This is a genomic window from Phreatobacter cathodiphilus (assembly GCF_003008515.1).
GTDB lineage: Bacteria > Pseudomonadota > Alphaproteobacteria > Rhizobiales > Phreatobacteraceae > Phreatobacter > Phreatobacter cathodiphilus.
Genome location: NZ_CP027668.1, coordinates 2382551 through 2405814, shown reverse-complemented (window position 1 = coordinate 2405814; position 23264 = coordinate 2382551). Strand labels below are relative to the sequence as shown.

The 23264-nt window shown below is 68.6% G+C and carries 23 protein-coding genes and 1 pseudogene; 11 read left to right on the top strand and 13 right to left on the bottom strand.

The annotated features are described in order from the left end of the window. The first annotated feature begins 11 nt into the window (after positions 1–11). From C6569_RS11755 to C6569_RS11745, 3 genes are all read left to right on the top strand, one after another. A complete protein-coding gene (locus C6569_RS11755; protein ID WP_181313727.1) occupies positions 12–2315 on the top strand; it encodes a putative bifunctional diguanylate cyclase/phosphodiesterase in 2304 nt (767 codons plus the stop codon). A gap of 400 nt (positions 2316–2715) precedes the next feature. Then, positions 2716–3429: an N-acyl amino acid synthase FeeM domain-containing protein gene (locus C6569_RS11750; protein ID WP_106749028.1), complete on the top strand. Its 714-nt coding sequence runs from the start codon at positions 2716–2718 to the stop codon at positions 3427–3429. A 20-nt stretch (positions 3430–3449) separates the two neighbouring features. Further along, positions 3450–3692, top strand: coding sequence for a hypothetical protein (locus C6569_RS11745; protein ID WP_106749027.1), 243 nt, complete (start codon positions 3450–3452; stop codon positions 3690–3692). A gap of 7 nt (positions 3693–3699) precedes the next feature. Here the strand turns inward: C6569_RS11745 and C6569_RS11740 are convergent, their stop codons facing one another. The 5 genes from C6569_RS11740 to C6569_RS11720 form a co-directional block, all read right to left on the bottom strand. Next, complete coding sequence (locus tag C6569_RS11740) at positions 3700–3939, bottom strand: YodC family protein (protein ID WP_106749026.1); 240 nt, start codon at positions 3937–3939, stop codon at positions 3700–3702. Positions 3940–4034: 95 nt separating this feature from the next. Beyond that, positions 4035–5207, bottom strand: coding sequence for a fumarylacetoacetate hydrolase family protein (locus C6569_RS11735; protein ID WP_106749025.1), 1173 nt, complete (start codon positions 5205–5207; stop codon positions 4035–4037). After that, positions 5204–5950: a glucose 1-dehydrogenase gene (locus tag C6569_RS11730; protein WP_106749024.1), complete on the bottom strand. Its 747-nt coding sequence runs from the start codon at positions 5948–5950 to the stop codon at positions 5204–5206. The genes C6569_RS11735 and C6569_RS11730 overlap by 4 nt, the downstream gene beginning before the upstream one ends. A 44-nt stretch (positions 5951–5994) precedes the next feature. Continuing rightward, a complete protein-coding gene (locus tag C6569_RS11725) occupies positions 5995–7473 on the bottom strand; it encodes an aldehyde dehydrogenase family protein (protein ID WP_106749023.1) in 1479 nt (492 codons plus the stop codon). A 118-nt stretch (positions 7474–7591) separates the two neighbouring features. Further along, positions 7592–8248, bottom strand: a complete 657-nt coding sequence (locus C6569_RS11720; protein ID WP_106749022.1) for a hypothetical protein — start codon at positions 8246–8248, stop codon at positions 7592–7594. A gap of 647 nt (positions 8249–8895) precedes the next feature. On the opposite strand from C6569_RS11720, the gene C6569_RS11715 reads away from it, so the two are divergent. Both C6569_RS11715 and C6569_RS11710 read left to right on the top strand, forming a co-directional pair. Beyond that, a complete protein-coding gene (locus C6569_RS11715; protein ID WP_106749021.1) occupies positions 8896–9621 on the top strand; it encodes an outer membrane protein in 726 nt (241 codons plus the stop codon). Positions 9622–10039: 418 nt separating this feature from the next. Continuing rightward, entirely contained in the window at positions 10040–10798 is a 759-nt protein-coding gene (locus C6569_RS11710) for an outer membrane protein (protein WP_106749020.1), read from the top strand. Between the two features lie 16 nt (positions 10799–10814). On the opposite strand, the gene C6569_RS11705 is transcribed toward C6569_RS11710, so the two are convergent. Beyond that, positions 10815–11318, bottom strand: a complete 504-nt coding sequence (locus C6569_RS11705) for a tRNA (cytidine(34)-2'-O)-methyltransferase (RefSeq protein ID WP_106749019.1) — start codon at positions 11316–11318, stop codon at positions 10815–10817. Between the two features lie 314 nt (positions 11319–11632). On the opposite strand from C6569_RS11705, the gene petA reads away from it, so the two are divergent. From petA to C6569_RS11685, 4 genes are all read left to right on the top strand, one after another. Continuing rightward, positions 11633–12178, top strand: a complete 546-nt coding sequence (petA, locus tag C6569_RS11700) for a ubiquinol-cytochrome c reductase iron-sulfur subunit (RefSeq protein ID WP_106749018.1) — start codon at positions 11633–11635, stop codon at positions 12176–12178. A 26-nt stretch (positions 12179–12204) separates the two neighbouring features. Then, a complete protein-coding gene (locus C6569_RS11695) occupies positions 12205–13521 on the top strand; it encodes a cytochrome b (RefSeq protein ID WP_106749017.1) in 1317 nt (438 codons plus the stop codon). Positions 13522–13550: 29 nt separating this feature from the next. Next, on the top strand, positions 13551–14387 hold the full coding sequence (locus C6569_RS11690) for a cytochrome c1 (protein WP_245898079.1): 837 nt from the start codon (positions 13551–13553) through the stop codon (positions 14385–14387). 123 nt (positions 14388–14510) lie between these two features. Further along, complete coding sequence (locus C6569_RS11685; protein ID WP_106749015.1) at positions 14511–15386, top strand: S-methyl-5'-thioadenosine phosphorylase; 876 nt, start codon at positions 14511–14513, stop codon at positions 15384–15386. Positions 15387–15390: 4 nt separating this feature from the next. Here the strand turns inward: C6569_RS11685 and C6569_RS11680 are convergent, their stop codons facing one another. Next, the gene (locus C6569_RS11680) at positions 15391–15627 is read right to left on the bottom strand and encodes a hypothetical protein (protein ID WP_106749014.1); all 237 of its coding nucleotides are present in this window, start codon (positions 15625–15627) and stop codon (positions 15391–15393) included. A gap of 134 nt (positions 15628–15761) precedes the next feature. Between C6569_RS11680 and C6569_RS11675 the strand changes: the two genes are divergently transcribed. Continuing rightward, positions 15762–16301 carry an adenine phosphoribosyltransferase gene (locus C6569_RS11675; protein ID WP_106749013.1) on the top strand — a complete coding sequence of 180 codons (540 nt, stop codon included), beginning with the start codon at positions 15762–15764 and terminating at the stop codon, positions 16299–16301. 18 nt (positions 16302–16319) lie between these two features. Here C6569_RS11675 and C6569_RS11670 read toward each other — a convergent pair whose 3' ends face one another. From C6569_RS11670 to C6569_RS11650, 5 genes and pseudogenes are all read right to left on the bottom strand, one after another. Beyond that, positions 16320–16781 carry a MaoC family dehydratase gene (locus tag C6569_RS11670; RefSeq protein WP_106749012.1) on the bottom strand — a complete coding sequence of 154 codons (462 nt, stop codon included), beginning with the start codon at positions 16779–16781 and terminating at the stop codon, positions 16320–16322. Between the two features lies 1 nt (position 16782). Then, positions 16783–17250 carry a MaoC family dehydratase gene (locus tag C6569_RS11665; protein WP_106749011.1) on the bottom strand — a complete coding sequence of 156 codons (468 nt, stop codon included), beginning with the start codon at positions 17248–17250 and terminating at the stop codon, positions 16783–16785. A 297-nt stretch (positions 17251–17547) separates the two neighbouring features. Further along, the gene (ychF, locus tag C6569_RS11660) at positions 17548–18645 is read right to left on the bottom strand and encodes a redox-regulated ATPase YchF (protein ID WP_106749010.1); all 1098 of its coding nucleotides are present in this window, start codon (positions 18643–18645) and stop codon (positions 17548–17550) included. Positions 18646–18709: 64 nt separating this feature from the next. Further along, on the bottom strand, positions 18710–19333 hold the full coding sequence (gene pth, locus C6569_RS11655) for an aminoacyl-tRNA hydrolase (RefSeq protein WP_106749009.1): 624 nt from the start codon (positions 19331–19333) through the stop codon (positions 18710–18712). A 27-nt stretch (positions 19334–19360) separates the two neighbouring features. Continuing rightward, positions 19361–20059 (bottom strand): annotated as a pseudogene (locus C6569_RS11650) (50S ribosomal protein L25/general stress protein Ctc); the annotation flags it as partial. A 263-nt stretch (positions 20060–20322) separates the two neighbouring features. Between C6569_RS11650 and C6569_RS11645 the strand changes: the two are divergent. Then, the gene (locus C6569_RS11645) at positions 20323–20817 is read left to right on the top strand and encodes a hypothetical protein (protein WP_146144787.1); all 495 of its coding nucleotides are present in this window, start codon (positions 20323–20325) and stop codon (positions 20815–20817) included. A gap of 4 nt (positions 20818–20821) precedes the next feature. On the opposite strand, the gene C6569_RS11640 is transcribed toward C6569_RS11645, so the two are convergent. Next, positions 20822–23221, bottom strand: coding sequence for a YfhO family protein (locus C6569_RS11640; RefSeq protein WP_106749006.1), 2400 nt, complete (start codon positions 23219–23221; stop codon positions 20822–20824). Between the last annotated feature and the right edge of the window lie 43 nt (positions 23222–23264).

Here is a 23264-nt window from a genome sequence, read left to right as displayed (position 1 = left end):
ATATGACGCGCGTGCAGGGCAAGTCATCGAGCGACATGATGCGCGAGCTGCCCGTCGAAATTTACGTTTCGATGGTCGATGCGCTCTACGAGGACGTGCGCTCGCTGCTGCTGGGGATCGTCGCAGCCCTCGCGGGCACCGTCTACACGGCCTATCTCACCGGCCACCCGCTGCTCGTCTGCTTTCCCTTCGCCATCGTCCTCATCGGCGCCGTGCGCACGATGCGCATGATGGCCTACAGGCGCGTGCGCACGGAGGTGGTGACCTACGAGCAGGCGCTGCGCTGGGAGCGCGAGTACACGGTCGGCGCCAATCTCCTGGTTTTCACCATCGGCATCTGGTGCTTCGCGACCTTCAACCTGACGCAGTCGATGGCGGCGCACCTGTTCTGCGTCTCGGTGGCACTGTCCTACATGGTGGGCGTCACCGGCCGGAACTTTGCCAACGGCCCCTTCGTCGACAACCAGATCGCCCTTCTCTGCGCGCCCCTGGTGCTGGGCATGGTGATGACGGGGGTCTGGGACTATCTGATCCTGGCCTGTTTTGCGGTGCCCTTCTTCGGCAGCGTGCGCAGCATTGCGCGCCGCCTCAGGGACATCCTGCTCAACGCCATCATCGCCAAGCGCGACGTGTCGCTGCTCGCCGACCGCTTCGACACCGCCCTCAACAACATGCCGCACGGCCTCGCCATGTTCGACGCCGACGGCCGGCTAGTGGTGGTCAACCGCCGCTGGGCGCAGATTCTGCCGCTCGATCCCGACAGCCTCGCCCCCGGCGCCAGGGCCCGTGCCATCGTCGCCGCCTATGTCGATCTCGGCATCCTCAGCGAGCGTGACGGCGGCCGGGTACTCGACGCCGTGGCCCGGCGCGTCGACGGCCTGGCGCGCGAACAGTTCGAGCTGCAGGCCAACGGCTGCAACGTCGACCTGACCTTCCAGCCCATGGAGACCGGTGGTCTCGTGGTCGCCATCGAGGACATCACCGAGAAGCGCCGGACCGAGGCGCGGATCGCCCATATGGCGCGCCATGATGCCCTGACCGGACTGCCGAACCGGTCGCTGTTCCAGGAGCGGCTGGAAACGGCCCTCGCCATGACCGCCGACGACGACATGCTGGCCGTACTCTTCGTCGACCTCGACCACTTCCAGCAGGTCAACGACACACTCGGTCATACGGTGGGCGACGCGGTGCTGGTGGCGGTCGCCGACCGCCTGCGCTTCGCCGTGGGCGAGAACGACGTGGTGGCCCGCTTCGGCGCCGACGAATTCGTGGTGCTGCAGAGCGGTGGCCGCACCGTCAACGACGTCACCACTCTCGCCGCCCGCATCATCGAGACCATCAGCGACATCACGCAGATCGACGAGAAGCCCATCGCGATCGGGGCCTCGGTCGGCATCGCCCTGGCGCCGCGCGACGGCCGCGATCCGGACCAGCTGCTGAAGAGCGCCGACATGGCGCTCAGCCGCGCCAAGGCCGGCGGCCGCGGCATCCTGCATTTCTATGAAGAGGAGATGGATCGCCAGGCCCAGGCACGCCGGGCGATCGAGATGGATCTGCGCAAGGCGATCCAGAACGAAGAGCTGGCGGTCTATTTCCAGCCCATGCTGAACCTCAAGTCGCTGACCATCACGACCTGCGAGGCGCTGGTGCGCTGGCCGCATCCGGTGCGCGGGATGATCTCGCCGGGCGATTTCATCCCCGTCGCCGAGGAGACGGGTCTCGTCATCGAGCTTGGCCGACAGGTCATGCGCAAGGCGGCCCAGGCCTGCGTCGCCTGGCCGGACCGGGTGCGCGTCTCGGTCAACCTCTCCTCCGTCCAGTTCGAGCGTGACGACGTGGTGGCACTCGTCGCCGAAACGCTGAAGGCGACAGGCCTTGATCCGGACCGTCTCGAGCTCGAGATCACCGAGACCCTGCTGCTCAAGGACTCCGCTGCCGTCCTCGACAGCCTCAACAGGCTGCGGGCCATGGGCGTGCGGCTGGCGCTCGACGATTTCGGCACCGGCTATTCGAGCCTCAGCTACCTGCACAAGTTCCCGATCGACAAGGTCAAGATCGACCGCTCCTTCGTGCGCTCCATCACCACCGACCGGAAGGCCGCCAAGCTCCTGCGCGGCGTCACCCGCCTCGGATCGGAACTCGGCCTGTCGGTCGTCGTCGAAGGCGTCGAGACGCTGGAGCAGCTCAAGCTGATCGACGCGCCCGGCGTCGTCAGCGAGGTCCAGGGCTTCATCCTCAGCCCGGCGATCCCGGACGCGCAGCTCACCGCGCTGATGGGCCGGTCGGGCAAGGACCTGCTGCGCCGCGCCGCGTGAGCGTCGCTATACTGACGTTACGTCATCTATACTCACGACCATGACTGTGCGAGCCGCGCAGAGCCGCTGCCGATCCTCGGGCCGCGTCACGCCGCCTGCGGGCTGAAAACGCGGCCTCGTCCGCCCGTCGGCGCCGGAATTCCCTCGTTTTTGCTGTCGAATACCCGCTTTCTGGTTCGCCGGGCGGCGCGGTGGGCCGGAGCCGCGGCGGATCACGCGGCGGCGCGGCAGAGTAAAAATATCTCCGACATGGCGGTATCATCATAACGTTTCGTGTATTTAATTGTGTTTCCGCGCCTGCGTTAACGATGATTTAACCAAACGCTTTCCAGACGTTAAAAAAGCATTAACATCATTCCCACTGGCGGCGAAGTTCAGCGCATCTCGTGGGGCATGGCAGATGACAACGGCGAATGCTGACGGCTCGTTCTCGCGCAACGTCGCCGACCTGATCGCGCGGGTGACCTACCGGCGGATCGAGGCGGAGGAGGATCGCCGGGCGGTCTATCGCCTCCGCTACGACTGCTACCTGCGCGAAGGAGCCATCGCCGAGAACGAGACGGGGCTGTTCGAGGACGAGCTCGACCGGGCGCCCAACGTCTCGATCTTCGGGCTCTATCTCGACGGCCAGCTCGCGAGCTCGATCCGCGTCCACGTCGCCACCCCGGAGGAACCGATCGCGCCGGCCCTGGCCGTCTTCGGCGACATCCTGGGCCCGCGGATCGCGGCGGGGGAGACCATCGTCGACCCCACCCGCTTCGTCGTCGATCACGAGTCCTCGCGGCTCCATCCCGGCCTGCCCTACGCGACCGTGCGCATGGGCATGCTCGCCTCCGAACACGCGGAGGCGGACTACGCGCTGGCGACGGTGAGGACGGAGCACCGGGCCTTCTACCGCCGCCTCTTGTTCATGGAACCGGTCGGCGAGGCGCGCTACTATCCGAACCTGAAGAACCCGATCAACCTGATGGGCGTGTCGTTTCCGCTGATGCGGCAGAGCGTCTACAAGCGTTATCCGTTCATGGCCTCGACGCGCGAGGAGCAGGAGCGCCTGTTCGGACCGCGGCGGAGCCGCGTCAAGGTGGCGGTGGCCGGAGCGGCCGCCGCGGCCTGACACACCGGGAGGCGAGGGCCATGAGATCCGGCGGCCGCAGACCCTTCGACGCATTCCGCCGGGCGCCGGGGTCGGCGAGCCGCGAATCCGACGGCTGGAAGCGCGAGACCTTCGTGCTGCCGCGCGATGCGGCCCGCATCAAGGCGCGGGAAATCCTCGACCGGTTTCCCCGCGCCGCCTATCTGACCGAGGTCGAGTTCTGGCGCGAACTGGAGGACGGGCGCATCGAGTTCACGATGCGCCGCCTTCCGACGTCGGACTGAGGACCCCTCAGGCCGCAGCCTCTTCCTCTTCCTCGTCCTTCTCGTCGTCGTCGCCATCCTCGTCGTCCTCACCCTCTTCCTCCTCGAGGTCGAGGGCCTGCAGGGCGACGAGCGGAATGGCCTCACGGAAGAGGTCACCCTCCTCGCCGAGCCAGATGCAGGTGGCCTCGTCGTCGCCGATGGCGGTGACCGTCAGCGGCTGGCCGCCGGACTTCAGGGTAACGATATCGCCGGGTGTGAACGTCATGGGTGCCTCCTTAGGGTGCGAGGCAAACCCTAGCGGTGCTCCGTGACGGGCCCATCACAGCGGCGGCCGGCGAGGGACGTCCCTCGCCGTCCCCGTCAGGCGCGCCGCCGCGACAGGCTCGCCATCAGGCTGCGGATGCCCTCCGTCCAGGGTGGGCATTCGGTCGAGAGCCGCACCCGGTTGGTCAGGCTGCCGAGGCCGTCGCTGGCGATGGTGACGATGTCGCCGAGCCTGTGGGTGAAGCCCTTGCCGGCCTCGCCGCGGTCCTTGATCGGCGCGAAGAGCGTGCCGCAATAGAGCACGAGCCCGTCGGGATATTGGTGGTGCGGGCCGATGGCCTGGCGCGCCAGGTCCTCGACGTCGCGCGAGATGGCCGCCATGTCGCTGCGGCCGTCGAGCACGAAGCCATCCTCGCCGGTGACGGTGAGGGCGATCTTCATGGACCTGACGTGGTCGATGCCGAAGGTGCCGTCGAACAGGCGCACGAAGGGACCGAGGGCGGCGGAGGCGTTGTTGTCCTTCGCCTTGCCGAGGAGCAGGGCCGAGCGGCCCTCGACGTCGCGCAGGTTGACGTCGTTGCCGAGGGTGGCGCCGACGATGCGCCCCGTCGAGGCGATGACCAGCACCACCTCGGGCTCCGGGTTGTTCCAGGTAGAGATCGGGTGGATGCCGACATCGGCGCCGGTGCCGACGGAAGAGAGGACCGGGGCCTTGGTGAAGATCTCCGCGTCGGGACCGATGCCGACCTCGAGATATTGCGACCAGAGCCCGCGCTCCTGCAGGTGCTTCTTGAGGGCGGCGGCCTCCGGGGAGCCGGGTTTGAGGCCTTTCAGCTCGCCGCCGATGATGGCGCCGATCTCCTCGCGAATGGCGGCGGCGCGCTCCGGCACGCCCTTGGCCTGTTCCTCGATGACGCGCTCCACCATGGAGATGGCGAAGGTGACGCCCGCCGCCTTCACCGCCTGCAGGTCGACGGGGGAGAGGAAGAAGGGCCTCGACGCGTCGCGACCGTCGGGCGGGGTGTTGGCGAGCAGGGTGGCGAGGTCGCCGATGCGCTCGCCGGCGGTGGCGGCCACCGCCTTCGCCGGGTCTGCCGTATCGAAGAGGTCGGCGGTGGTCGGGAAGGCGCTCGTGAGGTCGAAGACGCCCTCTGCGCGGATCGCGACCACGGAGGGCCCGAGGCCCGGCCGGAAGACGCGGCCGACGAGGGTTCCCGCCGTGCCGTCGGCGGGAAGGGTGGTGGCGGCGGAGAGGGCGAGGGCGGTCATATGCAGCGTCCTCCATCCACTTCCAGCACGACGCCGGTGAGGAAGTTGCCGGGATCGGCGGCGAGGAACAGCGCCGCGTCGGCGATGTCCTTGGGCGTCGACAGGCGGCCCATGGGGATGGAGGCGATGAACTTCTTGCGCATCTCCGGGGTGTCCTCGCCCATGAACATGCCGAGGAGAGGCGTGTCGCCGGCCACCGGGGCGAGGGCGCAGACGCGGATCTTGTCGGGGGCGAGTTCCACGGCCATCGACTTGGTGAGCAGGTTCACCGCGCCTTTGGAGGCGTTGTACCAGGCGAGGCCCGGGCGCGGCCGGATGCCGGCGGTGGAGCCGACATTGATGATGGCGCCGCCGCCCTGGGCGCGCATGGGCGGGACGACCGCGTGGGCGAAGTGGAAGATCGACTTCACGTTGACGTCGAAGACGCGGTCGAAGGTCTCCTCGTCGACCTCCAGCATCGGGCGGTTGCGGTGGGAGGTGCCGGCGTTGTTGACCAGCACGTCGACCCGGCCGAAGCGCTCCAGCGTCTTGGCCACGGCGCGCTGCACGTCCCTGGCCTTGGAGACGTCGCACTTCATGCCGAAGGCCTTGCGGCCAAAGGGCTTGGCCGCCGCCTTGGCGCCCTCCTCGTTGAGGTCGAGGACGACGACGCGCGCGCCCTCCTTGGCGAAGGTCTCGACGATGCCGAGACCGAAGCCCTGCGCGCCGCCGGTGACGATGGCGACCTTGTCCTTGAGACGCATGGTTTCCCCCTAATGCGTGGATGCTTGGTGCGGCGACCGGGCGGTCAGCCGTGGTTGATGACGACGGTCTTGGAGGCGGAGAACTCGTAGAGCGCCTCGAAGCCCTTCTCGCGGCCGTGGCCGGACTTCTTGACGCCGCCGAAGGGCAGCTCGATGCCGCCGCCGGCGCCGTAGCCGTTGACGAAGACCTGGCCGCAGCGCATGGCGCGGGCGACCCGCATGGAGCGCTTCGCGTCGCGGCTCCAGACGCCAGCGACGAGGCCGAAATCGGTGCCGTTGGCGAGGCGGACGGCGTCCTCCTCGTCGTCGAAGGGAATGGCGGAGAGGACCGGGCCGAAGACCTCGTCGCAGGCGAGGCGGTTGGAGCGCGGCACCGGGCCGAACAGGGTGGGCGCGACGTAGTAGCCGTTGGGCGGCAGGTTCGGCGCGAGCTGGCCCTCGGCGAGGACCGGAATGCCGTCGGCGCGGGCGCGGGCGAGGAAGTCCTCGACGCGCTTCTTCTGGCCGGGGGTGATCATCGGGCCGCAGTCGAGATCCATGTCCCAGGCGCCGACGCGCACGGTGCGGAAACGCTCGGCGACGCGCGCGACGAGCTCGTCATAGGCGGGGCGCTCCACCAGCATGCGGGAACCTGCCGAGCAGGTCTGGCCGCCGTTCTGGATGATGGCGTTGACGAGGCTCGGCACCGCCGCGTCGAAGTCGGCGTCCTTGAACACCACCTGGGGCGACTTGCCGCCGAGCTCCAGGGTGCAGCCGATATGGTTCTTCGCCGCCGCCGCCTGGATCAGCGTGCCCACCTCCGGAGAGCCGGTGAAGGAGATGAAGTCGATGCCGCGATGGGAGGAGAGGGCCGCGCCCGCCTCCTCGCCGAGGCCGGTGACGAGGTTGAGCACGCCCGGCGGGAAGCCGACCTCGAGGGCCAGCTCGCAGATGCGGATGAGGGAGAGGCAGGCGTCCTCCGCCGGCTTCACCACGCAGGTGTTGCCGCAGGCGAGGGAGGCGGCGACGGAGCGGCCGAAGATCTGCGCCGGATAGTTCCAGGGCACGATGTGGCCGGTGACGCCGTGGGGGTCGCGGACGACGGCGACGGTGTAGCCGTTGAGGAAGGGGATGGTCTCGCCGTGCACCTTGTCGGCGGCGGTGCCGTAGAACTCGAAATAGCGGGCGGCAGCGGTGATGTCGGCCTTGCCCTGGCGGGCCGGCTTGCCGGTGTCGACGCTCTCGAGGAAGGAGAGCTCGTCGTGGTTGGCGAGGATGGCTTCGCCCAGCTTGCAGAGCAGGCGGCCGCGCTCGGTGGCGGTCATGCGGCCCCAGGGGCCCTCCTCGAAGGCCTTGCGGGCGGCGGCGACGGCGCGGTCGACGTCCTCGGCGCCGCTGCGCGGCATCTGCGTGAGGACCGCGCCGTCCGAGGGGCCGACCACGTCGAGGGTGGCCCCGCCGAGCGCCGCGACGCTCCGGCCGTCGACCACGTTGAGATAGTTCGGCGCGACGGCGCGGGTGGCGGCGATGGTCTGGGTGCTCATGCTTCGGCTCTCGTGATGGTCGTCGGCCTCGGGCCGCGGCAATTCGGGCGCGCACGCTAGCCTCCCGCACCCCCTCTCCGGAAGGGGGGCGTCGCATGGGAGCCTTTACGCACGGCCGTCAGAAGCGGGCGGCGAACTGGGCGAGGCCGAGCACGCCACCGATCCCGACGGCGATGCCGAGCAGGAAGAGGACGAAGGCACCGAGGCCGGAGAAGCGGACGCCCTCGCGTGCGACGGCAGGCGGCGGGGCAGGAGCAGGCGCGGGATCCGCGGAGGCCTCCCCGGCCGGCGCGGACCCGCCGACTGCACGCGGTGCGGCGAAAACCGGCGGCAGGTCGGCCGGGGGCAGGGCCGGATAGTCGAGGACGGGCGGCATCGCCAGCAGCCGCTCGCGCTCGATCAGCCGGCGGGCGATATAGGCGGTGATGCGCTCGGCGACCTGATCGGGATCGGCGCTCTCGATCATGACGCGGCGGCCCTCGCGCGTGTCCTGCAGGAAGCGGTAGCTGCGCTTGTCGCGGGCCATCTCGACGAAGGCGATCATGTCGATCCACAGGCGCGGCGTGGCGCCGGGGGTGACCGCGACGTCGAACAGGTCGACGCCGCGGGGAATGTCGGCGAGCACCGGCTTCAGCCGGTCGTGCAGGATGTCGAGGCGGGCGATGTCGGCCTCGCGCAACGCGACGACGACGCCGGTGCGCTCGGCCTCGTCGATGCGGATGGCGCGGATCGTCTCGGCCAGGCCTGGGCGGGTGGATGCTGGCTTGGGGTCCACTGGAACCTCACAGAGGCATTGCCGGCAGGCCGGCTAGGGTTAACGCCCATATAAGCATGCTCCCGCCGCCGGCCCAAGCCGCCGCAGAACGCCGGGGATGCGAGAGTTCGTGCTGCTCGACTCGCCAACGACGGTGTTGAAAATGCCCAGTTCCGCAGGGCGCCATTGCTTCCATGGCCCGCTATCTGCGCGTGCCGAAGCGATGACCTTGCGCGACTCGGTGCCGATAATGAACCAGTGGCCGGACACGAGGCTCCGCGTCGGAATCCTCGGATTTCACGTCGAACGGACATTGAATTCGCCGGACGGGGCGGCACCTTCACATGCACAGTTCGTCTCCACCATGCCGTCCGTGTCGGCGTGAGCTACCTCTTCACGACCGGCCCGTCTGCTTTTTGGGCTCCGATTCGACGGCCGATGCTTCGGCGATCGGTTGACCTCGGCCTCGACCAGACCGTTCGGTCGGCTGTCCGCCATGACCACTCCACAGGCGCCATGTGAAATCTGTGGCGGCCGAGCAACACCCCGCTTTCAGGAGGTATTCCGGTCCTCGACCGACGGTCCGGGTGGGGGTATCACCTGCTCAGATTGTTGGTGAGGCCGCATGCGCCTTCACTCGCAGGCCCGCAGTTTTCGAGGACCATTTGATGAAGACGTTCATTCTCGCCACCACCGCCCTCGTGGCCTTCGCCGCCGGCGCCCAGGCCGCCGACCTCGGCGTGCCGCGCGCGCCTGTCGCGGCGGCTGTCGTCGCCCCGGTCTTCAACTGGACCGGCTTCTATCTCGGCGCCCAGATTGGCTATGGCTGGCTGAACGGCTCATCCACCTTCGACAACGGCGCGCCGACCCTCCCGGTGCGATCGAACGGCGTTTTCGGCGGCGTTCATGCCGGTTACAACTACCAGATCAACAATGCCGTCCTCGGCTTCGAGGGCGACATTGAGATCTCGGGCATTCGCGGGATCCGGACCGATCTGACCGGGGGCACGTCATCTGGTCGCTTCGACGACCGCTGGCAGGGTTCGCTGCGCGCGCGCGCCGGTGTCGCCGTCGACAGGGCTCTCCTCTACGTGACCGGCGGCCTCGCGTTCGCCCAGTTCGGTCTGTCGGGTGGTCCGGCTGGTGGCCAGCTCCAGGGCTATAACATGACCCGCGCCGGCTGGACGCTCGGCGCCGGCGTCGAGTATGCCTTCGCCCCGAACTGGACCACGCGCCTCGAGTACCGTTATGCGAATTACGGCAGCGTTGCCCGTGACCTGGCGCCGCTTTATCCGTTCGTGATCCAGCGGACGTCGCTGCAGGCGCACACGGTCCGTCTCGGCGTGAGCTACCTCTTCTCGACCGGCCCGTCGGCCGTCGTCGCACGCTACTGATCTGACGCATCAACGTCGGAGGGACGAGCGGGCCGCCTTCGGGCGGCCCGTTTGCGTTTCGGCGCCTCGCACGGAAGGCCAGATGAGCGGAGCCTCGGCGTCCGGGTAGAGGTGCCTGCCGCATGGTCTGCCGGACCGTCGGCGGACACGGCGATGGTCCGCCGTCGCTACGGCCCGTCCCTGACCCTGCGTGAGTGGCTTTGAGGCGACACCTCAGGCTTCGTGAGTCCTGGCTCACCCACCTCCCTACCAGTCGACAATATCGGGCTACCAGAGCGGGAATTTCGCGGGTTGCGCCCGCGAAAAGGCGGTGTCACCCGTGGAATTGTTTCGTGCAACGGGAACCGCCTTGGGGGCAAGGGGTTCTGAACTCTGGTAGCCGGGGTCTCGTCCCCGCGCTCTTCAAGGGACGACACAGATGAAAAAGCTGCTCCTTGCCGGCGTCGCCGCCGCTGCTCTCTCCACCACCGCGATCTCGTCCGGCGCGCTCGCCGCCGATCTCGGCTCGCCGCGCATGCCGGTGGCCGAGACTGCGGTCGTGGTTCCCTCCGCCTTCAACTGGTCGGGCTTCTACGGCGGCGTCCACGTCGGCTACGGCTGGGGCCGGTCGAACTGGGGCTTCAGCCCTTCGGGCACCTCGGTCTCGCCCTCCATGGACGGCGTCTTCGGCGGCGGCCAGCTCGGCTTCAACTATCAGATCAACAACATCGTGCTCGGCATCGAGGGCGACGCCTCCGCCGCCGACCTCAGCGGCTGGAGCTCCTGCCCCAACGCCGCCTTCACCTGCGCCTCGCGCGCCAACTTCCTCGGCTCGATCCGCGGCCGCGTGGGCTGGGCATGGGACCGCACGCTGATCTACGCCACGGGCGGTGTCGCCTTCGGCCAGTTCCGCCACCGGACCTATGACGCTCCGACCGTCACCCAGGTCGGCGGCTACAGCAACTCGCGCGTCGGCTACGCTCTCGGTGCCGGCCTCGAATATGCCTGGACCCCGAACGTCACGACCAAGCTCGAGTACATGTACTACGACTTCGGTTCCTCGACGCAGCTCCCGGGCCCGGGCTCGCTCGACCCGACCGGCTTCGACAGCACGCGGATCCGCAACAACGTCCACACCGTCAAGATCGGCCTGAACTATCTGTTCTCGACCGGTCCGGGCGCGGTGGCCCGTTACTGATCGCCGGCTTCGTCGATCACGCGAAAGGGCTGCCCTCGGGCAGCCCTTTTTCGTTGGGGATGGACGGCAGGCCGCCGAGCTGGCGCAGCGCCTCGCCGGCCACCATGGCGGTGGCCACGGCGACGTTCAGCGATCGCATGGCAGGCCGCATGGGAACGACGATGCGCCCGTCGGCGCAGGCGTGCACCGCGTCGGGAACGCCGGCCGATTCGCGTCCCGCCATCAGCACGTCGCCGGCGCGGAAGGCGAAGTCCGGATATGGGAGGGCGCCCCGCGTGGTCATCAGCACCAGACGCCGGCCTTCGCCGCGCCGCCAGGCCTCGAAGGCAGCGAAGTCGTCGTGGCGCCTCCAGACGACATGGTCGAGATAATCCATGCCGGCACGGCGGAAGGTCTTGTCGGAGACGGGAAATCCGGCGGGTTCGACGATGTCGACGGCGACGCCGAGGCAGGCCGCAAATCGCAGGATGGTGCCGGTGTTCTGGGCGATGTCGGGCTGGTAGAGGGCGATACGGATCATGGCCACAGGGTGCCCGACGGACGGGGCTTTACGGAAGAGCCCGCGTGGCGGTTCACCGGATCAGACGAAGGTGCGATGCGGCGCAATGCCATGTTCACAAGGGCGCACTGGACATCACCTTATAACGGTGCGAATAAGCGACGCCGATCAAGGTTCCCGCGCGGATTCCACCAGGCCCTTCAGGGCCGTTTCGGCGTGGCGGCGCCGCCCCTGAAGGCTGCCGCGCGTCGGGTCAGGTGGCGCGGCAGCGCTCTTCGCGCGGTCGGCGCGATCAGGCCTTCGTGACGGGCCGACGAGCGAAAGGACGACGAGAAGTGGCAAGCGTTCAACATTCCGAGGGTGATCGCCGCGATTTCCTCTACCTGGCGACCGGCGCGGCCGCAGCCGTCGGCGGAGCGGCGGCGATCTGGCCCTTCATCAGCCAACTGGCGCCTGATGCCGGAACAGTTGCCGCCGGCGCGCCGGTGGAGATCGACCTCGCCGCCATTCCCGAAGGCGGCCAGATCAAGATCCTGTGGCGCGGTAAGCCCTATTTCGTGCGCAACCGCACCGAAGCCGAGATAAAGGCGGCCGCGGACGTCGACGTGAAGTCGCTGCGCGACCCGCAGCCGGACTCGGCGCGCGTCAAGGAAGGCCACGCCAAGTGGCTGATCACCGCCGCCAACTGCACCCATCTCGGCTGCGTGCCGCTCGGCAACCAGGGCGACTACGGCGGCTGGTTCTGCCCCTGCCACGGATCGCATTTCGACACGTCGGGCCGCATCCGCAAGGGTCCCGCCCCGACCAATCTTCCCGTTCCGCAGTACACCTTTGTTAGCGACACGCGCATCCGCATCACGGGTGCGGCGGCCACCGCCTGACGCCCGGATCCAGAGGTATCTCGACCATGCAGGGTCATTCGCACTACGTACCCACCTCGGGCATTGGCAAGTGGATGGACACCCGTCTGCCCCTGCCGCGGCTGGTCTATGACAGCTTCATCGCCTATCCGGTGCCGCGCAACCTGAACTATTTCTACACGTTCGGCGCCATCCTCTCCTTCATGCTGGTGGCCCAGATCGTCACCGGCGTGGTGCTGGCGATGCACTACACCGCCCATGTCGACCTCGCGTTCAACTCGATCGAGAAGATCATGCGCGACGTCAATTACGGCTGGATGATCCGCTACCTGCACTCCAACGGCGCCTCGATGTTCTTCATCGCCGTCTACGTGCACATGTTCCGCGGCCTCTATTACGGGTCCTACAAGGCCCCGCGCGAGGTGCTGTGGATCCTCGGCGTCATCATCTACCTCCTGATGATGGCCACCGCCTTCCTCGGCTACGTGCTGCCCTGGGGCCAGATGTCGCTGTGGGGCGCCGTCGTCATCACCAACCTGTTCTCGGCGATCCCGCTGGTCGGCCCGACCGTCGTGGAGTTCCTGTGGGGCGGCTACTCGGTCGACAACCCGACCCTCAACCGCTTCTTCTCGCTGCACTACCTGTTGCCGTTCATGATCGCCGGCGTGGTCGTCCTGCACGTCTGGGCGCTGCACGTCACCGGCCAGAACAATCCGACCGGCGTCGAGGTGAAGGACGTGAAGAAGGACACCGTGCCCTTCACGCCCTATGCGACGCTGAAGGACGCGGTCGGCCTGATCTTCTTCATGATCCTGTTCATGTGGTTCGCCTTCTTCCAGCCGAACTATCTCGGCCACGCGGTGAACTACGTGCCGGCCGACCCGCTGGTGACGCCGCCGCACATCGTGCCGGAGTGGTACTTCCTGCCCTTCTACGCGATCCTGCGGGCCATCACCTTCGACATCAACCTCATCATCTTCACGATCCCCTCGAAGCTCGGCGGCGTGCTGGCCATGTTCGCGGCCATCGCCGTGCTGGCCTTCCTGCCCTGGCTCGACACGTCGAAGGTGAAGTCCACCGCCTACCGGCCGCTGCACAAGCAGTTCTTCTGGGCCTTCGTGGTGGTCTGCGTGATGCTCGGCTGGCTCGGCTCCAAGCCCGCGGAGTATCCCTACACGGTGTTGTCGCTGATCTTCACCGGCCTGTACTTCGCCTATTTCCTCGTCGTGCTGCCGCTGCTCGGTCTGTTCGAGACGCCGCGCCAGCTTCCCGCCTCCATCGCCGACGCGGTGCTGGCGAAGACGAAGAAGGCCGGGGCGCCGGTGACGGCCGGGGCTGCGGCTGCGCCGCAGACCAAGGGCTGAGGCGAGAGAGAGCTTAAGGATCCACGATGATGAAGCGTTTCTCTCTCCGCATGGCGGCGGCCGGTCTCACTGGCCTGGTCATGGCCTCGCTCGCTCCGGCCCAGGCCGCCGAGCAGCTCAACCCGCCGCGCTACACTTGGTCGTTCGCCGGCATTTTCGGCACCTTCGACCGGGCGCAGCTGCAGCGCGGCTTCCAGGTCTACAAGGAGGTCTGCGCCGCCTGCCACAGCGTCAACCTCCTGTCCTTCCGCAATCTCGCCCAGCGCGGCGGTCCGGAGTTCTCCGCCGCCCAGGCGGCCGCCATCGCGGCGGACTGGATGCACAAGGTGCGCGAGATCGGCGACGACGGCCAGCCGGCCGAGCGCACGCCGCGCGTCGCCGACCGCATCCCCGGCCCGTTCCCGAACGTCAAGGCGGCCGAGGCGGCCAATGGCGGCAAGGCGCCGCCGGACCTCACGCTGATGCCGAAGGCGCGCTCCTACGAGCGCGGCTTCCCCTGGTTCCTGACCGACATCGTGACGCTCTACCAGGAGCACGGCGCCGACTACGTGAAGGCGTTCCTGACCGGCTACGAGGACGGCCACGAGACGCCGCCGGGCACCCACTACAACAAGTACTATCCCGGCAACTTCGTCGGCATGCCGAACGTGCTGCAGGACGGCCAGGTGAGCTATTCGGACGGCTCGCCGGCGACCCGCCAGCAGTATGCCGCCGACGTCACCGCCTTCCTGATGTGGGCCGCCGAGCCGCACATGGAGGCCCGCAAGCGCATCGGCTTCCAGGTCATTCTCTTCCTGCTGGTGCTGGGCGGCCTCGCCTATTTCACCAAGAAGAAGGTCTGGAAGAACATCGAGGGACACGCCTGAGGGCGCGCCCGACGGGACTTGACGAGGGGCCGCGCGAGCGGCCCTTTTTCATGGCGCGCGCCGTCACACGGGCGTCGCGGGAATCCGGTCCGTGCGGACCGGCAAGCGGATGGGAGAGCCAGGATGACCAGGGCCGTGCTCGGCGTGATCGGAGGCTCCGGCATCTACGACCTGCCGGGTCTCGAAGGCCTTGAGGATGTCGCGGTCGCCTCGCCCTGGGGCGAGCCGTCGGACGTGCTGCGCCGCGGCCGCATCGGCACGACCGAGATCGTCTTCCTGCCGCGCCACGGCCGCGGCCATCACTACAGCCCCTCGGACATCAACTATCGCGCCAATATCGACGTGCTGAAGCGGGCGGGCGTCACCGACCTCGTCTCGCTGTCGGCGGTCGGCTCGTTCAAGGGCGAACTGCCGCCCGGCCATTTCGTCCTGGCGGACCAGTTCGTGGACCGCACCTATCTGCGCCCGTCGAGCTTCTTCGGGCGGGGCTGCGTCGCCCATGTCGCCTTCTCGCACCCGGTGGCGCCGCTGCTGCAGAAGCGAATCGCCCGGGCGGCGGAGGCCGAGGGCATCGCCCACCAGGTGGGCGGCACGGCGGTGTGCATGGAGGGGCCGGCCTTCTCGACGCTCGCCGAGAGCCTGTTCCACAAGGGCCAGGGCTGGGACCTCATCGGCATGACCTCGATGCCCGAGGCCAAGCTCGCCCGCGAGGCGGAGATCTCCTACGCCTTCGTCGGCATGGTCACCGATTTCGACGCCTGGCACGAGGAGGTCGGACCCGTGGACGTGTCCCAGGTCATCCACCACTTGCATTCCAACGCCGACAAGGGCCGGCGCCTGGTGGCGCGACTCGCCCGCGACTTTCCGGCCGACCACGAGCCGTGCCCGATCCATTCCGACCGGGCGCTGGAACACGCCGTCATCACCGCCCCCGAGCACCGCGATCCGGATCTCGTGGCGAAGCTCGACGCCGTCGCTGGCCGGGTCCTGGGGCGCTGACGGGTCAGAGCCAGCCGAAGGGCCCGCCCATGAAGCCGTAGCGCCAGGCGCCGAAGCCGAAAAAGAGGATGGCGCCGATCAGCTTCACCACCAGGGCGACGGCGATGAGGGCGGGGATGGCGGCGAGCGCCGCCTTGAAGAAGAAGCCGACCAGCCGGGTGAAGGGCACGTCGATCGCCGTGACGGTGATCGGGGTCGGCTGGTAGGTGACCGGGGCGGCCGGTGCCTGCGGCATGGTCATCGTGTCTCTCCGTCCGTTGCGGTCGTTAGCGCCGTTGCTTCCCGCGCGCCTCGCCGTACCGCTAGAGTTAGAAAGGGCGCGGGGTCCGCGCCAATGAATTCGCGGTAAGGTTTCACCGCCGACGGAGAAAACGCATGGTCGAGGACGAGGAACTGAAGGCGTCGGTGAGGACGATCCCGGACTATCCGAAGCCCGGCATCATGTTCCGCGACATCACCACGCTGCTCGGCAATGCCCGCGCCTTCCGGCGGGCCGTGGACCAACTCGTCCATCCCTATGCCGGCGGCAAGATCGACAAGGTGGCCGGCATCGAGGCCCGCGGCTTCATCCTCGGCGGCGCGGTCGCGCACCAGCTCTCCGCGGGCTTCGTGCCGATCCGCAAGAAGGGCAAGCTTCCGCACCAGACGGTGCGCATGGCCTATGCCCTGGAATACGGCACCGACGAGATGGAGATCCACGTGGACGCCATCCGGCGCGGCGAGAAGGTGATCCTCGTCGACGACCTCATCGCCACCGGCGGGACGGCGGAGGGCGCGGTGAAGCTCTTGCGCCAGATCGGCGCCGAGGTGGTGGCGGCATGCTTCATCATCGACCTGCCGGACCTCGGAGGCGCCGACAGGCTGCGCGCCATGGACGTGCCGGTACGGACGCTGATGGCCTTCGGCGGGCATTGAGCACGGGCCGGGCCCGCCTCACAGCGGCACGAAGACCGAGCCGTCGAACGAGAACACCAGTTCGCCGTGCTGGTTCTCGCCGGTGTTCAGCGAGAAGACGATGCCCCAGCCCGGCCGGGAGGCGAGGGGGCGCTTGGAAACATATTCGGTGTAGTAGGTCACCGTGTCGCCGGCCCGCACCGGGCGGGGCCATTTGAGGTTCTTGAAGCCGCCGGAGGGGCCGTTCCATTGCGGCGGCAGGCCCTGCGCCGCCCGTTCCGCGGCGATCCGCTGGGAGTGTTCCACCCGCATGCGCATCCAGACGCTGCCCGTATGCCAGCCGGAGGCGACGAGGCCGCCGAAATGGGTCGCCTTGCCGCCTTCCTCCGAGAGGTGGAAGGGCTGGGGGTCGTAGTTGCGGGCGAAGGCGATGATGGCCTCTGCGGTGAAGGTGTAGGAGCCGAGCCGCTCGCGCTCGCCGAGGACGATGTCGTCGTACATGTCAGGCCGCGTCCTGGCTGCGCCGGGCGAAGAAGATCGGGTTGGTCTGCTCCATCACCACCTCGCCCTTCTGGTTCATCAGCTCGAAGCGGAAGCGCACGACGCCGCGGTCGGGTTTCGAGGCGGAGGGGCGGGCGTCGAGGATGGTGCGGCGAACGGAGAGCACGTCGCCGGGGAAGACCGGGCGGATCCACCTCACCTCGTCGATGCCGGGCGAGCCGATGGAACTCGAGCCGTCCATGAAGTGGTCGAACATCATCCGCATGAGGATCGAGCAGGTGTGCCAGCCGGAGGCGGCGAGGCCGCCGAGCATGGAGGCGCGCCCGGCCTCCTCGTCGAGATGGAAGGGCTGAGGGTCGAACTGCCGGGCGAAGTCGATCACCTCCTCCTTGGTGACGCGGTAGGCGCCGAAGGTGGTGATCTCACCGGAGACGAAATCCTCAAAGGCGGGATAGGGCTTGGCTGTCATGGCGGCATCCGGCGCGGTGGCTGTTCCGCCTTATGCCGGAAACGGCGGGCTTCGTCCCGCTGGACCTTCGGCAGGGAGGGGGCGTGGGGGGCGCCCATTACGCTGCCCGTCATCCCCGGCCGAGCGAAGCGAGGGGAAGGGGATCCAGGAAGTTGCAGGGCGAATCCCTTCCACGCGAGCCGTCCGCAGCGCTGCGGACGCGCCATCGGCCCCTGGACCCCCTTCGCTCGGCCTTCGGCCTCGCCGGGGGTGACGGATGGCGCGATGCGTCACGAGCGGGGCCGGTGCCCCCCGCCCTCAGTTGGCGAAGCGGAAGTGCAGCACGTCGCCGTCGGCGACCACGTACTCCTTGCCTTCGAGGCGGAGCTTGCCGGCATCGCGCGCACCGGCCTCGCCGCCCAGCGCCGTGTAGTCGGCGAAGGCGATGGTCTCGGCGCGGATGAAGCCCTTCTCGAAGTCGGAATGGATCACGCCGGCGGCGCCCGGCGCCTTGGTGCCCTTGGTGATGGTCCAGGCACGCGCCTCCTTCGGCCCCACGGTGAAGTAGGTGACGAGGGAGAGGAGCTCGTAACCGGCGCGGATGACGCGGTTGAGACCGGGCTCTTCGAGGCCGACGGCTTCCAGGAAGTCCTTCTGGTCCTCGGCCGGCATGACGGCGATCTCGCTCTCGATCTTGGCGGAGACGACGACGGCCCGTGCGCCTTCCTCCTTCGCCCGCTCGAAGACCTTCGCCGAGAAGCCGTTGCCCTTGTCGGCGGAGGCCTCCTCGACGTTGCAGACGTAGAGCACCGGCTTGGAGGTGAGGAGGTTCAGCATTTCGAAGGTCTTGGCCTCCTCCGGCTTCACCTCGGTCATGCGGGCGGGGCGGCCGTCGCGCAGATGGACGAGGGCGCGGTTGATGAGGTCGACCTGCTCCTTGGCCTCCTTGTCGCCGCCCTTCGCCTTCTTCTCGAGGCTGACGACGCGCTTCTCGAGGCTCTCGAGGTCCGCCAGCATGAGCTCGGTCTCGATGGTCTCGATGTCGGCGATCGGGTCGACCTTGCCCTCGACATGGGTGATGTCGCCGTCCTCGAAGCAGCGCACGACATGGGCGATGGCGTCGACCTCGCGGATGTTGGCGAGGAACTGGTTGCCGAGGCCCTCGCCCTTGGAGGCGCCGCGCACGATGCCGGCGATGTCGACGAAGGTGATGCGGGTCGGGATGATCGTCTGCGACTTTCCGATGGCGGCGAGCTGGTCCAGGCGCGGATCCGGCACCGCGACGTCACCGACGTTCGGCTCGATGGTGCAGAAGGGATAATTGGCCGCCTGCGCCGCAGCGGTCTGCGTCAGGGCGTTGAAGAGGGTCGACTTGCCGACGTTCGGCAGGCCGACGATGCCGCATTTGAAGCCCATGGGAGGTCCGATCTGAAGCTGTGGCGCCTTGTCGAATGCGAGGCGGGGGGTGTCAAGGGAGGGGTCAGGCTTTCGGCGCGTCCTTGGCCTCGCCGGGCCGCTTCACCTCGGTCCAGCCGCGTCCCTCCATGGCGAGGTGGATACGGTTCTGGAAGGCGGGGTCCTCGCCGGCGGCCAGCATCTCCGCATTGTCGGCACAGGCGTCGCACAGGTCCTCCACCCAGGGCATCTCGGCCTTGGCGAAGTCGTTGAGGACGTAGGAATGGACGAGCGCCTTGTCGCCGGGATGGCCGATGCCCATCCTGACGCGGCGATAATCGTTGCCGCACTGGGCGGTGATGGAGCGCAGGCCGTTGTGACCGGCATTGCCGCCGCCGGTCTTCACGCGGAGCCTGGCGGGGGGAAGGTCGAGTTCGTCGTGGAAGACGATGACGTCGCCGAGGGGGATCTTGAAGAAGCGCATGGCCTCGCCGACGGCGCGGCCGCTCTCGTTCATGTAGGTGCCGGGCATCAGCAGCAGCACCTTGTGCGAGCCCACCGCCCCTTCCGCGCAGAGCCCCTGGAAGCGCTGGCGCCAAGGGCCGAAGCGGTGGCGGCGATGGATCGCCTCGGCCGCCATGAAGCCGATATTGTGCCGGTTGTTCTGGTATTTCGCCCCGGGATTGCCGAGGCCCGCCATGAGGATCATCGCGCCGGGTCCGTCACGGGCCGAAGGCCCTGCTCGAAACGACGAGGGGCGCCCCGCTTGAGGGCGCCCCGGTGCGGAAACGTCCGGGGCCGGGGCCCCGACGCATCACTTCTTGGCGGCGGGAGCGGCCGGAGCCGCCTCGGCGGCCGGTTCCTCCTCGGCCGCGACCGGAGCGACGATCGACAGGATCGTGGCGTTCTCCTTGCTCGCGGGGCGGGTGCCGGCCGGCAGCTTGACGTCGTCGATGTGGACGGTGGCGCCCATGCCGAGCTCCGAGATGTCGACGTCGACACCGTCGGGGATGTTGTCGGCGTTGCAGAGCAGCGTCAGCGAGTGGAGCACGAGGTTGACCGTGCCGCCGAGCTTGACGCCCGGGGAGACTTCGGCGCCCTTCACGTGGATCGGAATGTCGACGCTGATCTCAGCACCGGCGCCGAGGCGCAGGAAGTCGACGTGGACCGGCGTGTCCTTGACGGGATCGAGCTGGTAGTCGCGCGGGATGACGCGGTGCTTCTCGCCGTCGACCTCGAGGTCGAACACGGTCGACTTGAAGTGACCGGCGTAGATGCGCAGGTGAAGGGTCTTGTAATCGAGCGAGATCAGAACGGGGGGCTTCTTGTCCCCGTAGATCACACCGGGCACGCGGCCCTGACGACGTTCGGCGCGTGCGGCCCCCTTGCCGCCCTTCGCGCGGACCGTCGCCGACAACGTCTCGTTGGCAGCCATGGTCTCAGTTCTCCAAAAGAAAAGGCCCGCGGCGGGAGCCTCCAGGGGTGCGGAGATGCCACGGGACGGGCGGCCTATAGCCGAAAAGGGGGATAGGGGCAAGCGGGAGGGCCGGCGCCACCTCCAGGGAGACCGTGCTGCAACAATGGGTCGGGGGCGGCGCAACCGGATGGACACGCGGTACCCCCACAGTCGAGGCTGCGGACATTCGGCGTCGGGCCGGAGCGATCCGCGGCAGTGCCCGGCGGGGCAGGGGGTATGACATGCGGACGGCGATGATCCTCGGGATGGTTCTGGCGGCGACGGCGACGGGGGCCGAGGCGGGGCCGGTCTTCGAGCGGCTGTCGGGCCGGGCGGCAGCGGGCGATCCTTGTTTCGCCCGTGCCTACGACGCCGACCATCTCAGGCGCAACCCGCGGCAGAAGGTGGTGCGCATCCACCTGGCCCGCGAGCGCGTTGACGTGGCGGACGAGAACAATCCGCAGCGCTTCACCGTCCGCATCGGATTCCGCCTGCGCGTCGACAGGGACAGCTACGAGACCAACGCCGTGTGCACCGGCGACGGCCCGGCGGCCGACTGCACGGGCGAGGGCGACACGGGCGCCTTCCGCCTGGCCCTCGCCGGCGAGGCGCTGCGCATCGAGGTGGAGCGGCTCGAGGTGGAGGGGGCGCGCGGCTCGAGTCCCGACCTCGCCGTCAGCGACGACCGGGTCTTCCTGCTGAGGCCTGCCGCCGCGTCCGCCTGCGCGGCGCGGTGAGGCCTCACTCGTCCCGGCCGAGAACGCCGTTGAGGGCGGCGGTCAGGTTCTCCAGCGACAGCGGCCGATAGGTGAACACCACCTTGCTCGTGCCGGCCGGGACCTCGACGCCGCGGAACAGGATGTCGGCGCGCAGCAGCGGCTTGCGCTCGCCGTTCACCTCCACCTCCCAGCCGGGATACCAGGGCTCGTGCAGGGTGAGCACCGTGGAGACGCGGGCGTCCACGGCGATCTCGACGCGGTCCGGGCGCCAGGCAGTGATCTCGGCCTTGCCGGGCGAGCGGATCATCTGCTGCAGGGCAGGGGCGAGGATGTTGGCGGGGCGGGGAGACGTTCCGGATACCGCCGCCGCCGCGCCGGCGGACGCCACGGCGCGGGCCGGGCTGAGCTCGTCGTCATCGTCGATCATCACCTCGGACGTGCCGTTCAGCCGCGGGAACTGGCCGGCATCGACGAAGGCGTCGGCATCGGCGACGCGCACGACGCTGGCGAGAGCGACGCGGGGGGCCGCGTCCGGCAGGCGGTAGATCCAGGCGGTGGGCCCGGCCATGATCGTGTCGACCGTCGACCACTGGGCGAGGTGCGGCATCAGTTCGATGGGCCGGTCGAGCACGATGTATTCGATGCCCAGCAGTTTGCCGAGGTCGCAGCTATAGCCGGGGAAGGAGGTGGGGAAGCGGCGGTGGAAGACCGTGTAGGGGCTCTCGCCGGGCGCCACGAGCCGGTCGTAGGAGCCGATGCGCAGCGGGTTGTAGCCGTTGGTGGCCTCCAGGCCATAGACCATGGCGGCGTTCTGCCAGGGGCCGCCGAGACCGACGATCTCCACGCGCGGGCGCGCGGCGGCGCCATGGCGCTTCATCTCCCGGGTGAGCGTGGCGATGATCTGCGCGTCGCGGCCGGCGGGCTTCTCGAGGAAGGCGTAATAGGCGCGCGGCTCGGCATTCATGGACGAGCCGGCGTTGCGCGTCACCAGTTCGCCGGCCGTGAAGGCGACGGCGAGACTGGCGGCGGCGAGGCGCAGGCGCGGGGTCTTCGGCCAGGCGAGGAGCACCACGAGGGCGACGTAGATCGGCGCGACCTTGGCGATGGCGAGCGCCGAGTCCCAGCCCTTGCCGGAGAAGGTGGAGAAATGCACCGCCCAGGCGAGCACAGCCACCACGGCGAGGGCGAGGGGCACGGCGACGAACCGGTTCAGCTTCGGCAGGCCGTTGCGCACGTAGTCGGCGACCAGGAAGCCAGACAGATAGGCGAGCGCCAGGACGACGATGAAGAGGCCGCCGACCGGACGGCGGAACTGCGACACGCCCGGCGCATACTGGAACAGCAGCGGGAAGAGCGGCGTGTAGCGGCCCAGCGCATAGCACAGCGCGACGAGGGCGATGGCGGCGAAGACGCGGCGGCCCGAGGCGACGATGCGGCCGCCGGCGATGCCGTGCCAGAGCACGAGGAGCGCGGTGAGCGAGCCGGCGAAGAGATAGTTGAAGGCACGGTCGGTGCTGTCGAGGCCGGGGCGGGTGCCGTGGCCCGGCCCCCAGTCGCCGCGCGAACTCGGCTGCAGCGAGCCGAGGACGTCGGGCGCAATGAAATTGGCGAAGTTCACCGGGTACCAGGACGATGTCAGCGCATAGGCGAGGTCGATCGCCGGCCGGTTGGAGAAGGCCGCGAACTGGGCGGTGAGCAACAGCGGCACGGCCATCAGCGCGGCACCCAGCACCGCCATCAGCAGGAGGAGCGGCAGGCGGGAGAGCAGATAGCGCCCCGGCTGCGGCTGGATGACCACCTGCCGAACCGCCATGACGGCGATGATCACGCAGAGCAGCATGGGCGTCTGGGTGCGGCCGAGGGCGATGACGACGGCGACCACGGTGAAGCCGACGGCGGCCAGCACCGAGCGGCGGTCGAGTGCCACGTCGAGGAGCAGCACCGCCAGGGGGAAGAGGCCGAAGGCGGTGATGATGCCGACATGGTTCATGCGGCCGGAGACGACGCCGCCGAGCATGAAGATGCAGGCCGCCAGCACCGAGGCCGCCGGCGGCCAGCCGAGCCGCCTGCCGTGGACGACGAGGGCGAGCCCGCCGACCAGGAGATGGGCGAAGACGATGAAGTCGAACGCGAACATCGAGGGTTCGGCGTCGAACCAGGCCCAGATCAGGAAGGGCGGCTGGAAGATCAGCGATTGCGGGTCGGCGATGCTGGGGTGGCCGGCATAGTGATAGGCGTTCCAGAACGGCGTGGCGCCGGAATGGAGGGCCGAGGCGAGGAAGCGGAAGAAGGCGTAAAACTGGTTCTTCGAATCCCACGGCACCACGAGATCGTAGAGCCACCATTGCATCCAGGCGGCGGTCCAGACGGCGGTGACGGCGAGGAGGGCCGCCCACAGACCGGCACGCGGCGAGCGCGCCAATCGGCGGAGCCGGCCCGTTGCGGGGGAGGGAAGGATTGGGGAC

Bases quoted from the DNA above. Each gene is read 5' to 3' on its own strand.
- C6569_RS11750 (WP_106749028.1), top strand. From the start codon at position 2,716: ATGACAACGGCGAATGCTGACGGCTCGTTCTCGCGCAACGTCGCCGAC.
- C6569_RS11745 (WP_106749027.1), top strand. From the start codon at position 3,450: ATGAGATCCGGCGGCCGCAGACCCTTCGACGCATTCCGCCGGGCGCCG.
- C6569_RS11740 (WP_106749026.1), bottom strand. From the start codon at position 3,939: ATGACGTTCACACCCGGCGATATCGTTACCCTGAAGTCCGGCGGCCAG.
- C6569_RS11735 (WP_106749025.1), bottom strand. From the start codon at position 5,207: ATGACCGCCCTCGCCCTCTCCGCCGCCACCACCCTTCCCGCCGACGGC.
- C6569_RS11730 (WP_106749024.1), bottom strand. From the start codon at position 5,950: ATGCGTCTCAAGGACAAGGTCGCCATCGTCACCGGCGGCGCGCAGGGC.
- C6569_RS11725 (WP_106749023.1), bottom strand. From the start codon at position 7,473: ATGAGCACCCAGACCATCGCCGCCACCCGCGCCGTCGCGCCGAACTAT.
- C6569_RS11715 (WP_106749021.1), top strand. From the start codon at position 8,896: ATGAAGACGTTCATTCTCGCCACCACCGCCCTCGTGGCCTTCGCCGCC.
- C6569_RS11710 (WP_106749020.1), top strand. From the start codon at position 10,040: ATGAAAAAGCTGCTCCTTGCCGGCGTCGCCGCCGCTGCTCTCTCCACC.
- C6569_RS11705 (WP_106749019.1), bottom strand. From the start codon at position 11,318: ATGATCCGTATCGCCCTCTACCAGCCCGACATCGCCCAGAACACCGGC.
- C6569_RS11695 (WP_106749017.1), top strand. From the start codon at position 12,205: ATGCAGGGTCATTCGCACTACGTACCCACCTCGGGCATTGGCAAGTGG.
- C6569_RS11690 (WP_245898079.1), top strand. From the start codon at position 13,551: ATGAAGCGTTTCTCTCTCCGCATGGCGGCGGCCGGTCTCACTGGCCTG.
- C6569_RS11685 (WP_106749015.1), top strand. From the start codon at position 14,511: ATGACCAGGGCCGTGCTCGGCGTGATCGGAGGCTCCGGCATCTACGAC.
- C6569_RS11680 (WP_106749014.1), bottom strand. From the start codon at position 15,627: ATGACCATGCCGCAGGCACCGGCCGCCCCGGTCACCTACCAGCCGACC.
- C6569_RS11675 (WP_106749013.1), top strand. From the start codon at position 15,762: ATGGTCGAGGACGAGGAACTGAAGGCGTCGGTGAGGACGATCCCGGAC.
- C6569_RS11670 (WP_106749012.1), bottom strand. From the start codon at position 16,781: ATGTACGACGACATCGTCCTCGGCGAGCGCGAGCGGCTCGGCTCCTAC.
- C6569_RS11665 (WP_106749011.1), bottom strand. From the start codon at position 17,250: ATGACAGCCAAGCCCTATCCCGCCTTTGAGGATTTCGTCTCCGGTGAG.
- ychF (WP_106749010.1), bottom strand. From the start codon at position 18,645: ATGGGCTTCAAATGCGGCATCGTCGGCCTGCCGAACGTCGGCAAGTCG.
- pth (WP_106749009.1), bottom strand. From the start codon at position 19,333: ATGATCCTCATGGCGGGCCTCGGCAATCCCGGGGCGAAATACCAGAAC.
- C6569_RS11645 (WP_146144787.1), top strand. From the start codon at position 20,323: ATGCGGACGGCGATGATCCTCGGGATGGTTCTGGCGGCGACGGCGACG.